The organism is Blautia massiliensis (ex Durand et al. 2017) (assembly GCF_051861785.1).
Lineage (GTDB): Bacteria > Bacillota > Clostridia > Lachnospirales > Lachnospiraceae > Blautia_A > Blautia_A luti_A.
This window is the reverse complement of record NZ_CP146725.1, coordinates 3,100,301-3,113,903: the sequence shown is the minus strand read 5'-3', so window position 1 is coordinate 3,113,903 and position 13,603 is coordinate 3,100,301. Positions and strand designations below refer to the sequence as shown.

Sequence of the window (13,603 nt, the reverse complement as noted above, 5' to 3'; positions counted from 1 at the left end):
TTTCCATTCCGCTTTGCTACTGCTCATAATATATCACAGGTTTGTGTTGTGTGTGTGAACGTAATTTCATTTTTTTTATTTTATCCGCCCAAAAAGGAGAACCCTCTAAAAGGATTCTCCGATCTTTTCTCCCATGAATACTCTTGTTTCAATTCCTTCACGGGAATTGTTTAAAATATCTTCATCCGGCTTTACCGCATTTTTTTCGGTGATCAGCACAATGGTGGAACCGCCGAAAGCAAAATTTCCTTTTTCGTCTCCCCGTTTCACAAATGCTTTCCCTGGCCGGTTTTCGATCCTTCCGACAAGAAGAGCACCTACCTCCATCATCAGCACGGTACGGAAATTCTCTGTTTTCAAAAGAGAATACTCTCTGCTGTTTTCCTTGTAGATCGGATAGGCATCGTTGGCCACGGGGTTGACTGTATGCAGGATCCCCGGGATCCTGATGCGTCCGGACTCCAACGCATTGTCCGGATAAATGTATCTGTGATAATCCTGAACACAGAGACGAAGCACCCACACATAGCCACCCTGATATCTTTTTCCAAGAGAAGGATTCCTGAGAAGCTCCTCTATGGTATATTCGGTCTGTTTGATATGAAGACGGGCTTTTTCATCTACCGGATACACACTCGCCCTGCAGTCACAGGGACTGATAAAATGTCCCGGTTCCATATCAATATGGCGGGCACCCTCCCGGATCTTCCGCTTGAAAAAATCATTGTAAGAGATGTATTTACGCTTTTCATAATCACTCATATCCAGATGATTGAACCGTATAAAGGGTTTCACCACTGCTGCCGAAAGCCTGGAATCCAGAATCCATCCCATGGCAATGGAAACAACGGGAGTGACCAGCGGCCGGATCAGCATGCGTCCGGCTACAGAACCGTAGATTTTTTCCAGAAGGTTGTTCTGAAAGGAATCCTCCTCTGTAATATGCCCCATTCTGTCCGCTGTCCGGATCATAGATTACCACCTCTCTCCATGGAAAGCTTATAGAGATAATTGAACTTCCACCATCCTTCGTTGTAGAAAAGTACAAGAAGAACTGCCACAGCAACTACCGCAACAATGATCACCAGCTCCCTGTTGGTGGGCTTACGGAATTTAAAATCTAGGATAAACAGAAGTCCTACCGTCAGCATTGCAATATGAAGGAGCACCACAAACCATTTATACTCCGGAAAAAGCAGGGATACCACAAACAGAAGCGGCAGGACCACAGACATGGATGTGATGGGAAGTCCCTGATAATATTTTCGGTTTTCGGAGGTTTCATTCTGACGTTTTTCCTCCATAACATTGAAGTATGCCAGACGGATCAGGCCTGCCAGACCGTAAAATAAAAGAATAGCTATTCCGTAAATATGACACATTCCAAGCTTAAATCCCAGCACAATGGGAAGGATCCCGAAACAGACGATATCTGCAAGGGAATCAATCTGGATCCCGAAGCATTTCTCTTCCTCCGTTCTGTTCTTCTTAGTTCTTGCGATCTTTCCGTCAAACATATCGCACAGTCCGGAAAATGCAAGACAGCACACCGCTGCTGAAATATGGTCCGTCACAGCGCAGAAGATTCCGATCATGGAAGAAACTACGCTTATGTAAGTCATTATTACCGTGTAATCATAAAATCCTATCATTTGCACACCTCTTTTTTCTTTTTCATGTCAGGCTATATTCACAGTTCCACAGGGGACTTACCTGATCTGGGTCAAACAGATCTCCGCGATCTGCATTCGATCAAATCTTTTCAGGATTCCTTTTTTCCGACAGTGAGCTGAGCCACCGCAGTAAACACCGCACTGATCAGCAGCTCTCCGTAATATCCCAGCCCTCTGCTAAGCACCATTCCCGGAAGCAGCAGGCCACCGAATACCGGACTGAAAATGGTAAGAAACAAAGTCTCACTGATTCCCATTCCTCCCGGAAGAGGCAGCATATCCACAGATACCGATATCACTGCCTGGAGAAAAAGGATATCCCAGAAACCGGTTCCATGGAGTCCAAAAGCCTGATATACAAACCAGGTCACTGCAAACAGTGCCATACGCTGGATAAAAGTGATCCCTATCACTTTAACGATCACCAGCGGATTATTCTTCAGATATGCCGCAGTATTTCGGTAAGTATCCATGGAAGCTTCCAGTTTTTTCAGCCGTCCCTCTTTTTTCCTCATCAGATGAAACCGTTCCAGAAGCTTCATTCCCTTCACCAGGATCGTTTTTGCAAAAAGCGGATGAAATACCAGAATGGTCATAAAAGTGACACAGAAGATATTCAGTATCAGTCCCAGATAAAACACCGGCAGGATTCCTTCCAGGTATTTGTGAAGAAATCCTCTTCCGAAAATCGCGATCCCAATACCGATCACCACAAGCACCAGCTTATAGGTAATCGTCACGATCATCAGGATCACCGTTGACACCGGAATGGAAATCTTCTCTTTTTTCATATAGTAGATCTGCATGGGCTGTCCGCCGCTGGCGGATGGTGTGATACAGCTGAAAAAGAATCCTACAGACGAAAACAGAAAGCAGGTTCTTTTTTTCAGATGGATCCCGCTGGAACGCATCATATACCAGATAATGATGGATTCCCCCCAGATAAAAAATGCTACCAGTGCAATTCCCGGAAGCAGCCACCGTTTATCTGCCCTATGTATGGCATCCATCATGGAAGACAGGTCTTCTCCGTGAAAAACGCCGTAGATAGTCAGGGCAAAAACTACTGCCAGGAACACTCCGTTAAATATGATCTTTTTTCTGCTCTTCATCACTTGACACCTTCTGTATAGCTGTTGATCTTTTTTTCAATTTTAGTTCCAAACCGTTCATAAATATGCCAGAGTTTTGTTTTCTGTCCCAGAATAAAGCATACCTGAGCCAGGATCACACCACCTGCCACATCCACAAGTACATGCTGCTTGGTAAAAATGGTAGACAGAAAAACCAGCACAGCCAGTGTAAACGATACCCCCTTATACCATGTCGGAATTCTTTTCTGATCCTTGATCCCCAGAAAACAGAACCAGCTTACCAGACAATGGATAGATGGAAACAGGTTATCTGCCGCATCAATGGAATACAGCCAGCCGGCCAGCAGATCCCAGATTCCGTTTCCTTCGATCACCGGTCTTGTATTGGTAGTGGGATATGCCAGAAATATGATCAGACACACACAACGGGATATAATATCCGCAGTAAAAAAACGGTAAACCTGTTCCCGCTCCTGCCTAGCCGCAAGGATATAATTCACTGCCCAGAATACATAACAGCCAAAATAGATAATCAAAAACTGCGGCACAAATGGGAGTCGCAGATCAAGATTACTTTCTATATTGTGATGATACCAACCGCCTGCAATCGCCCTTGAACCGGAATATACAAGACAGTTAAATACAAATGAAAAAACAAGGGGAAAAAGCCCGTACGCAGGTACGGTCCCTGTTACATATTTCCAAAAACGTTTCATAAATTCACGCCTCATTATTTTATTGATATCAGGAATAAAACATATTCTTCTCCTGCTAATATCTGATAGTCACAGTATAACAGTCGGGGCGTATGGTTTCAACTAAATATGGAAAGTTTAAGAATTGTTAAGATTTAAGTTGTTACTGTTCACTGGTAACATTTGAGTTCAGTTATTTTTTCTTTTTTGTTCATACTTTTTTCAGAATGACGTCACAGAATGACCACAAAATATGAGTATATTATTAGATGTGCAAAGGGTACTACCTTTGATAACACTTTTTTCTTTTTCATACTGCCGGGGCTGCCTCCAAACAAAGCCCCGGCCTCCTTCCTTTTTATTTTCCCATTTTTTAATTATGCCATGCAAGACGTACACTGGACGGATGTACTTCTTTTGTCATCCAGTCCACATCGTTGGTGATCCAGTCCATGATCCCGAGCTGGCGTGTCTCCCATGCGATGGTTGCCTCTCTTGCTTCCGGTGTTTCTTCCACTTCCATGGTTGTGTCGATCTCATCATATCCAAAAATATATCCGCCCGCACTCCAGATGCTGAAGTTGCTGTCCGGGCCCGGATCTATTGTTTCGCCTCTCTGCGCCACAAGTCCGTCATGACGGGCTTTATATTCTTCCTCACAGCCGTCTTTTAATTTTGTCATGAACATTCTGTGGCGGATCAGCTCTTTGTTTTCTCTCACAACACCAAAATTATGATACATCAGGCGCATGTCTTTTCCAGGAGTAGAGATCCAGGTAAAGGTATCTCCGATCTTTTCAGTCAATGCTGCCTTTACTTTCTCCTCTTCCGGAGAGATCACCTCTCCGTCTGCATTTTCGTAATATCCGAAGATCAGGTCTGCCGCATTCCAGATGCTGAAATTATGGATGCCGTTACGGTCAAGATATGCAGTAAGCTCCGGCCAGATCTCACCTAAGGTCTTACGGTAATCATTCATTTTTCCTTCTTTTACTTTCATTGCAAAAGCATGTCGTTCCATTTATGCTATCCTCCTGTTTTGATGATCCTGTGCTATGTTTTCCACTATGAGCAGATGTAGTTCTTCTGCCCTCATATGATTTGATTCTATCACTTTTATTTTGTTTTTACAATTATGAGGGCAGGATTTCCGATCACTGTTCACAGGTAATATCCGCAAAGCATGTTGCCTGACACAAAGTTATCCGTAACGATTCCCTGAGATGCTCAGGCAAGATACAACATGACCATCAGTGGCATGGTTATGATACTTACCAGCGTTGTCATTACATTGATGGTGCTGGCATAGACCGGGTCCTGATCGTAGAGCTGTGCCAGCTGTACAATCGTCGTTGCCGACGGTGTGATCACTGCCATCAGACTGATAAGCAGAATGGTTTTTCCATCCTTTACCATTGAAGCCAAGGGCAGATACTTCAAAAACAGCAGTATGAGCAGCGGCGTCACCACCATTTTCAGGATCGTGATCAGATAGATCCTGGAATGGCTGAAAATATCTTTCCATTTTACCTCCGTCATGGTCATTCCAAGCATGATCATACATACAGGTCCCAGGGTGGCTGAGATCTGGCTCATGGTGTTTCCAAGGATCACCGGCAGTCTGATCTGCGTGAAGAACAGAACGATTCCAAGAATAATAGCGATCAGATTGATGTTGCAGAGTATTTTTTTCCAGTTGATGCCGGCCTTCGCCTCCATCAGCGACTGTCCGTGGGTCCACATCAGGATCATCTGCACACTCAGGAAAGCACTGGCATAGATCACCCATTTTTCACCAAGAACTACCGTTACAAGAGGGATCACCAGATTTCCGGAATTGGAATAGATGATGGATTCTTTTTCTACCACACTTAATTTCAGTGGCTTGCCGATGATCTGTACAAATACCAGAAGAAAAATATGGATCAGGATGGCTGCTGCCACTGCCAGAAGGAAGCCATTCCGGATGCTTCTTGAATATTCGATCTGAAAAGCATTGATCATTACACAGGGCATGATGATGTAGATACAGATGACTGAAAGTGTCCTGCTGCTTTTTGCATCGATAAGTCCGCATTTTACCACTGTAAATCCACAGGACATCATCAGAAAAAATACGATGATCTGCTGCAATAATTGTAAAGTTATCATTTTTTCTCCCCTCCGAACGCGTCAGCTCTGTCCGATCTCTTTCAGGGCTGTCTGAAGCTGCGCGTCTTCTTTATGCGTAAGTTCTGTCCAGTCTGTGATGTCTCCGGAGAGCTCTGCTTCCACATCCGGAGTGATTCCTTTTTTGTTGATATCATTGCCCTTTGGCGTAAAATATTTTGCGATGGTAATCTTTACCGCACTGCCATCGGTAAGAGGCTGGATGGTCTGCACCACGCCCTTCCCATAGGTAGTTGTTCCTACAATCGTTCCAATCCCGTAGTCCTTTACCGCCCCCGCAAAGATCTCCGATGCACTGGCACTGTTTCCGTTTACCAGAACAGCCAGCGGCATGTCCAGTTCATTTTTTCCGTCGCAGGTTTCCTCTTCCCTCTTTCCGTTTTTGTCCTCTGTATAGACGATCAGTCCTTCCGGAAGTATCTGGCGGAGTACGCCGCAGACTGCAGTAAGAAGGCCTCCCGGATTATCACGGAGATCCACAACCAGCTTCTTCATTCCCTGATCCTTCAGATCTGCAAATGCTTTTTTATACTGCTCGCTGGTCACCTCAGAAAATTCGGAGATCCGGATATAGCCGGTGTCTTCGGAAAGCATCTCATGGGAAACGGTCTGAATCTCCACATCCCGGATCTCCACTTTGACATCCCGGGGTTTCTCTTCGTTTTCCCGCTGTATGGTCAGCGTTACGGAAGCTTTCTCACTGTCACGGACCATGGAAGCAATATCGGAAGTTTCTTTGTCTGTAACATCAGCTCCATCTACTGCCTTGATCACATCTTTCTTTTTCAGTCCCGCCTGTTCTCCAGAACCACCCTCATAAAGCTGTATGATCTTTGCCCCTCCGGTGTCATCCTTCTGAAGAACGGCACCGATTCCTACGTAGGAGCCTTCATTGGAAGTATTCAGCTCTTTATACTGTTCGGCTGTGTAATAGGTGGAGTACGGATCCTTCAGGCCGGCAAGCAGGCCAGCATAAAGCCCCTCACGCAGGCTGCTCTCGTCTTTTTCATCCAGATATTCTTCATCGATCAGTTCTTCCAGGTAATTCAGCTTCTGAACCGTTTTCACATCGGAAAGCGCATTGCCTTTCGGAAACAGTACTTTCTGATAGCTGGTAAAAACAGCGCCTGTCACAACCAGCGTTGCTGCCACTCCAATGGCTATACCTTTTTTGAATTCTTTATTTTTCATATTTTTCCTTTCTTCTGCACAGCCGGCAAAGCCGATAAGATCACAGATTTTCTGTACTCCCCTGTGCGCCGTCCGGTTTTTATATACCGAAAACGGCTGCCGATATTCCGACAGCCGCTGTATATCTTATGATCACACATCTTGCGGATACATAAGATTCTCTGCTATTTGGTTATACTCTGAGGTGTTTTCTTGTTGTGAAAAAGCTTCCCAGAAGACCGATTCCCACACCAAGTCCAAGTCCCATGGGGACCAGACCCTCATAGATCTGCCAGATCGGAATGAAATCCACGATTCCTGTCAGTACATTGAATTTTGTCAGAATAAACTCTACAGCGGAATTATACAGGAAAAACAGGCAGATCAGCGGTATCGCCGCACCGATCACACCGAGGATCATACCTTCCAGAAGGAATGGCAGTCGTACAAAAGCATCTGTAGCTCCTATATATTTCATAATTCCGATCTCTTCCTTACGGACAGAAATACCCATAGATACTGTATTGCTGATCAGGAATATGGAAATGATCAAAAGGATTGCGATCACGGCAATCGACACATAAGAAACCAGCTTGTTGATGGAACCCAGTGTCCTGGAGGCCTGTTCAGACTGATTTACCTTCCGGACATGATCCAGCCCCTGGATATAATTCACCAGTTCTGTCTGCTTGGTGATATCATTGAGATATACCTGATAATTGGATGAATTGGCAAGAGGGTTATCATCTTTAAATCCATCTGCCGCATCTTCATCTCCAAAATATTTCTGTTTGTATTCTTCCCATGCCTGATCTGCGGACTGATAGTCCATCCTGGCCACTTCCGGCCTGGACTGAATAGCATCGCCGATCGCCTGGATCTCTTCCTCTGAAGTGCCCTCATCAAAGAACACGGTGATCGGTACTTCTTCTTCCACCTTATGGGCAATATTACCGACGTTGTTCACGATGGAATAGAAAATGCCTACCAGAAAAATGCAGGCTGCCATCGTGATGATACATGCCAGGGAAAACATCCAGTTTCTTTTTATATTCTTAAAGCCCTGCTTCAGGGTATACCAGATCGTACTAGGCCTCATGATATCCTCCCTCTTTCTCATCGCTGATGATCTTGCCGTTGTGCATGGTGACTACTCGCTTGCGCATGGCATTGACGATGTCCTTATTGTGGGTGACTACCAGAACTGTGGTTCCTCTGTCATTGATCTGCTCCATCAGAGCCATGATCTCTTCGGAGGTTTTCGGATCCAGGTTTCCGGTCGGCTCATCTGCCAGAAGGATGTCCGGGCGGTTTACCAGTGCTCTGGCAAGAGCAACTCTCTGCTGCTCACCACCGGAAAGCTCATCCGGGTATGCCTTATACTTTCCTGCAAGTCCTACCTCCTGGAGAACCTCCGGCACACGTTTGCGTATCACACGGGTGGGTCTTCCTATGACACGCTGCGCAAATGCTACATTCTCATATACATTACGGTCTTTTAAAAGACGGAAATCCTGAAATACTACCCCAAGCTTTCTGCGATACTTGGCAACGCGTCTGTGTTTCATCTTCTCCAGACGTTCCCCGCTGACTGTGATCGTTCCGCTGGTAGAATCCAGTTCTTTCATCAGAAGCTTGATCAGTGTGGATTTACCGGAGCCACTGCTTCCTACTACAAATACGAATTCCCCTTTATCAACATGTAAGTTCGCATGATTCACAGCCGGAAGACCCGGGCCGTAAGATTTGCTCACATCTACAAGATCGATCATATATATCCTCCTCTATATTATAAAAGCATAATTCTCTTAATTTTTTTGTAACATTATTGTAATATATATTCTGTTTAAATGCAAGAATAAATTTCCCGGGCCCTACAACGGTTACTGTTCACGTTACTGTTCACTCCGTTCTCAGTAATGCGCTCCGCGGAATATTACCAGTAAACAGTAATCAACAGCCCTCTTCAAATTATTTATTTTAACGTAAAAATACCAAAATTACAATAGAGTCATGGATGTTATCTGTGAAGTTCATGTGAATTCGTTACTGCTCACTCCGTTCTCAGTAACACACTTCATGAATGCTTCCAAACAGGAGGGACATTTACACAATATTCCATGATGAAAAACGCTCATACAAAAACTGCCGCCTATTCCGGGAAGGAATAAGAGGCAGTTTAAAAGTTTTAATATGTTGCCTTAATGTATCAAACTATCATCCTGCATTCCGAATGCTATTAGTACTCTAATGTCTCCATATATTTCATATATCGAACAACCATCAGCGCGATCTTAAATGTAATGGCATCCTCAAACACTCTCAAATCAAGGCCTGTACTCTTCTGGAGTTTATCCAGACGATATACCAGCGTATTTCTGTGGATATACAGCTGACGTGAAGTTTCAGATACGTTCAGACTGTTCTCAAAGAATTTATCGATGGTGACAAGTGTCTCCTCATCGAAATCATCCGGAGATTTGTTGTCAAAGATCTCGCGGATAAACATCTTACACAGAGGAATAGGCAGCTGATAGATCAGGCGTCCGATTCCAAGTGAGCTGTATGCGATAACTTCCCTGTCTCCGAAGAAGATCTTGCCTACATCAAGGGCCATACGCGCTTCCTTGTAGGAACGTGAAACTTCTTTCAACTCATTGACAATGGTACCGTATGCCATGTGGACATCCTCACCATCTTTATTCAGATCCAGAGTATCCATAATCGTATGAGCCAGCTTATCCATCTCCGGATAGCCCTCTCCCTCTTCCAGTTCCTTGACTATAATGATGCTCTTCTCATCAACAGCAGTGATAAAATCTCTGCTCTTTCCGCCAAAAAGGCTTTTCACGCTCTCTACAGAGCTGTGATCTTTCTCCTGGCTCAGTTCCAGGATCATAACTACACGACGGACATCTGCTTCAATATGAAGCTTCTTCGCTCTGTTGTAAATATCCACCAGAAGAAGATTATCAAGAAGAAGATTCTTGATAAAGCTGTCTTTGTCAAAACGCTCCTTGTACGCAACGATCAGATTCTGGATCTGGAAGGCTGCAAGCTTGCCTACCATATAAGTATCCTCATCATCTCCGTGGGCTACCAGGACATATTCCAACTGATAATCATCACAGACCTTAAAGTACTGAAATCCCTTGACAAGCTGGCTGTCCGCCTGGGATTCTACAAAAGCCTGGATATCTGCCGGCTGGATTTCAAAATCAGAAAAGGTAGACGCAAGTACCTTGCCGTCTGTGTCAATGACACAAAATTCCGTCCTTGATATTTCTTTAAGTCCCTCGAGCGTATTCTGTAACACCTGATTCGATATCATTCCGTTCAATCCCTTCTCACTTATGTGTATGCTTATCTTCTGTCTTTCCCTCTCTATCTATGGCTATTTTAATACAAAATCACCAAAAATGAAAGAGTAAAACTGAAAAAATTTACAAATTTTTGTTGAAATCCGCCTAATTTTTCTCTATAAAACCTTCTCCATGAACTTCTCTTGCATCGGAAACGATCACAAAAGCGTTGGGATCAATATCATCTACCAGCTCTTTCAGTTTCACAATTTCCTTTTTGTTTACCACACAGAAGATGATCGTCTTCTCCTGACCGGAATACATCCCCTTGCCACAGATCCCTGTCGCTCCGCGATCCAGGTCTTCCATAATGACTCTGGCAACCTCATCCGGCTTCTCCGTGATGATAAATGTCTGTTTGGAAAACTTCAGACCTTCGATCAGACTGTCGGATACTTTTGTTACCAGATAAACCGCAATGATGGCATACAGAGCCCTCTGGATACCGAACACATACATTCCTACGATCACAATAAGCCCATCAATAAACTGCATGATCTGTGCGATGGAATAATGACGCATATACTTCTGGATCAGTGCTGCCATCATATCCGTTCCGCCTGTGGTTCCCTGTCCAAGGAAAACCATTCCAATGCCGATTCCCAGGATCACACCACCGTATACAGCAGCCAGAAGGAGATCATCTCCCGCAATATTCCACACCGGCTGAATGGCAAGCCAGGTTGAGAGGGAGATCTCACCGACCAGAGCTTTTTTTACAAAGGAAAAGCCTTTGATCCGCCATCCCAGAAAAAACAGCGGGATGTTCAGCGTGATATTGGTAAGCCACAGCGGAACCCCGCCATCTATAATCTCACCGGTCCAGTACTTCACCAGGATCGCTATACCGGAAAAGCCGCCTGTTACCAGCCCGGTTGCATCAAAAACGGAATTGATAGCAAGTGCCATCAGCCCGGTTCCTACTATGATCAGAAGATAATCCAGATACCAGTTCTTTTTTTTCACAAGACTCATAAAGTGCTCCTTTCATTTTTTACAGCAATTCCCGGAATTTCTGTCTTGAAATGTCCTCAATATTTCTATTCCGCTGTGAAAATCCCGGAAATGCTATAGTATCATATGACAACTGCATCAGTTTCCCGCACTGACGTGTCATAAAAAGAACGGGACCGTACACTATTCTGCGTCCGTTCCCGTTCTCCATGCTATTTTTCTGTCTTTTTATTTATAAAATGAACAAATTCATAGCTTTCCATTATCTGAAAGTATTTTACGATTCTCGGATAAAGCGGTTCTGCCTTATCTCCGAAATGCTCTTTCACCAGCAGGGCAAGCTCCTGCACAGTTTTGGCTCCATCGATCTCAGGCCAGATAAAAGTTCCCATTTCATCAAGATGAACCTTGGAAAACCTTGGCTTGCCAAAAACCTTCTGCGCGATGGTATTGAACATACCCTTATTCTCTATCTCAAGAATGATCCGCTGCTTCAGGTCCCGGTGCCACCGGATCGACTGGTTTGTTTCCGGGATCAGATCAAGATAGTTGATATCCTGTTTCTTATCCTTTTTGTTTTTTCTCATCAGGCTTTCTTCTTTCTCCAGATAGAGAATTTAAGCAGTGACAGGATCATGATGATCATCAGCACAACACCGCCGATATTTCCAAGGTTTACAACGCCGGACATATCAAGGCTGATACCGACAACTGCAAAGATCGCAAGAAGAATTCCAACAAGACCCTCACCGGCGATCATACCAGCACAGTACAGGGTACCATCTGTGACCTGAGCTGTCTTGGTTTTTTCGTCAACACCTTTTCTGCGGTCAAGTAATCCACGAACGATACCACCGATCATGATGGTTGCGTTCAGGTAGATCGGAAGGTAAAGACCGATTGCGAAAGGCATTACCGGGATACGGAGGATCTCAAGGCAGATCGCAAGGAATACACCTACAAATACAAGTCCCCATGGAAGGTTTCCGCCCATGATTCCCTCAACGATCATCTTCATAAGCTGAGCCTGTGGCGCAGGGATCTCTGCTGTACCGTAGCCCCATGCTGCATCCAGAAGATACAGAACACCGCCGATAGCAAAACCGGAAACAACAACACCGAGCATCTCACCCATCTGCTGCTTCTTAGGTGTAGCACCGAGAAGGTATCCTGTCTTAAGGTCCTGAGAGGTATCACCGGCGATCGCTGCGATGATACAGATAACAGAACCAACCGCAATCGCTGCTGTCATTCCGTCGATACCTGTTTTACCGGAGCTCTTGATCGCAAATGTAGCGATCAGAAGAGTAGCGATAGCCATACCGGAAACCGGGTTGTTGGAGCTTCCTACAAGACCTACCATACGGGAAGATACTGTTGCAAAGAAGAATCCAAAAACTACGATGATACATGCACCAAGAAGAGTTACCGGGATTGCCGGAACGATCCAGATGATAAATACCATTGCTATAACACCGAGAAGGATGAACTGCATCGGAAGATTCTGTGCGGTTCTCTCTGTGCTTGTGTTCTTGCTTCCCTTCATACTCTTCATGGAGTCACGGAAGGTTGTAACGATCAGCGGCAGGGATTTGATCAGGGAAATGATACCACCGGTTGCGATAGCACCTGCGCCGATATATTTAACATAAGTAGACCAGATTGCTGCTGCTCCGCCGTTTGCGTAAAGCTGGGAAATGGTCGTTCCCTCTGCTGCCGGATACATCCATGTATCAGGTCCGAACAGGCAGATCAGCGGAATGATGACCATCCAGCCGATAAGAGAACCTGTAAACATGTAGGATGCGATCTTCGGTCCTACGATATAACCAACACCGAGAAGTGCCGGATAAACCTCCATACCGATCTCACCCTTGAAGGACTTAAATGCTGCAGAAACATCTGCCGGAAGAAGCTTCAGTCCATCAACAACAAATTTGAAGATGGCAGCAAGTCCCATACCGGAGAATACTGTGGAAGCATTTGCTCCGCCTTCCTCACCGGCAAGAAGAACGTCTGCGCAGGCAGTTCCTTCCGGATAGAGAAGAGTTGCATGCTCTTTAACAATGAGGGCATTACGAAGGGGTACCATGAAAAGTACACCAAGGATACCACCGCAAAGTGCGATCAGAGTGATCTCAACAATGCCTGGCTTGCTTGTAAGTCCTTCCTCTGCCCAGAGGAACAGTGCAGGCATGGTGAAGATAGCACCGGCTGCAAGAGACTCACCGGCTGAACCGATAGTCTGAACCATATTACTCTCCAGAATGGAGTTTCGGCGAAGAATCACGCGGATAACACCCATGGAGATAACTGCCGCCGGAATGGAGGCAGATACTGTCATACCAACACGAAGACCAAGGTAAGCATTGGCTGCGCCGAAGATGACAGCAAGAATACATCCCATGATCACAGATGTAACTGTGAGCTCCGGAGTGACTTTCTCCGCAGGAATGTAAGGTTTGAACTCTGTGTTTTTGTTCATA

General features: G+C 45.0%; 13 protein-coding genes. All 13 read right to left on the bottom strand.

The features are described 5' to 3' along the window. Positions 1-105: 105 nt before the first annotated feature. Positions 106-972: a phosphatidylserine decarboxylase gene (locus tag V9W66_RS14625; RefSeq protein WP_186292816.1), complete on the bottom strand. Its 867-nt coding sequence runs from the start codon at positions 970-972 to the stop codon at positions 106-108. After that, positions 969-1,652: a CDP-alcohol phosphatidyltransferase family protein gene (locus V9W66_RS14620; RefSeq protein WP_021650799.1), complete on the bottom strand. Its 684-nt coding sequence runs from the start codon at positions 1,650-1,652 to the stop codon at positions 969-971. Before V9W66_RS14620 ends, V9W66_RS14625 begins: the two co-directional genes overlap by 4 nt. A gap of 110 nt (positions 1,653-1,762) precedes the next feature. Further along, positions 1,763-2,785: a lysylphosphatidylglycerol synthase transmembrane domain-containing protein gene (locus tag V9W66_RS14615; protein WP_144094265.1), complete on the bottom strand. Its 1,023-nt coding sequence runs from the start codon at positions 2,783-2,785 to the stop codon at positions 1,763-1,765. After that, on the bottom strand, positions 2,785-3,483 hold the full coding sequence (locus V9W66_RS14610; RefSeq protein WP_144094266.1) for a phosphatase PAP2 family protein: 699 nt from the start codon (positions 3,481-3,483) through the stop codon (positions 2,785-2,787). The genes V9W66_RS14615 and V9W66_RS14610 overlap by 1 nt, the downstream gene beginning before the upstream one ends. A gap of 352 nt (positions 3,484-3,835) precedes the next feature. Next, positions 3,836-4,483, bottom strand: coding sequence for an L-rhamnose mutarotase (locus V9W66_RS14605; protein WP_015526977.1), 648 nt, complete (start codon positions 4,481-4,483; stop codon positions 3,836-3,838). Between the two features lie 206 nt (positions 4,484-4,689). Continuing rightward, positions 4,690-5,613 (bottom strand): AEC family transporter, encoded by a 924-nt coding sequence (locus V9W66_RS14600; RefSeq protein WP_015526976.1) that lies wholly within the window; start codon positions 5,611-5,613, stop codon positions 4,690-4,692. A gap of 21 nt (positions 5,614-5,634) precedes the next feature. Further along, entirely contained in the window at positions 5,635-6,822 is a 1,188-nt protein-coding gene (locus tag V9W66_RS14595) for a S41 family peptidase (RefSeq protein ID WP_144094267.1), read from the bottom strand. A gap of 172 nt (positions 6,823-6,994) precedes the next feature. After that, on the bottom strand, positions 6,995-7,900 hold the full coding sequence (gene ftsX / locus V9W66_RS14590) for a permease-like cell division protein FtsX (RefSeq protein ID WP_021650791.1): 906 nt from the start codon (positions 7,898-7,900) through the stop codon (positions 6,995-6,997). Next, complete coding sequence (gene ftsE / locus V9W66_RS14585) at positions 7,890-8,573, bottom strand: cell division ATP-binding protein FtsE (RefSeq protein ID WP_015526972.1); 684 nt, start codon at positions 8,571-8,573, stop codon at positions 7,890-7,892. Before ftsE ends, ftsX begins: the two co-directional genes overlap by 11 nt. A gap of 467 nt (positions 8,574-9,040) precedes the next feature. Next, entirely contained in the window at positions 9,041-10,132 is a 1,092-nt protein-coding gene (locus V9W66_RS14580; RefSeq protein ID WP_144094268.1) for a PucR family transcriptional regulator, read from the bottom strand. A gap of 136 nt (positions 10,133-10,268) precedes the next feature. Then, entirely contained in the window at positions 10,269-11,138 is an 870-nt protein-coding gene (locus tag V9W66_RS14575) for a YitT family protein (RefSeq protein WP_144094269.1), read from the bottom strand. 191 nt (positions 11,139-11,329) lie between these two features. After that, positions 11,330-11,704 carry a PqqD family protein gene (locus tag V9W66_RS14570; RefSeq protein WP_021650789.1) on the bottom strand — a complete coding sequence of 125 codons (375 nt, stop codon included), beginning with the start codon at positions 11,702-11,704 and terminating at the stop codon, positions 11,330-11,332. Further along, on the bottom strand, positions 11,704-13,602 hold the full coding sequence (locus V9W66_RS14565) for an OPT family oligopeptide transporter (protein ID WP_144094270.1): 1,899 nt from the start codon (positions 13,600-13,602) through the stop codon (positions 11,704-11,706). The genes V9W66_RS14570 and V9W66_RS14565 overlap by 1 nt, the downstream gene beginning before the upstream one ends. Position 13,603 lies beyond the last annotated feature (1 nt).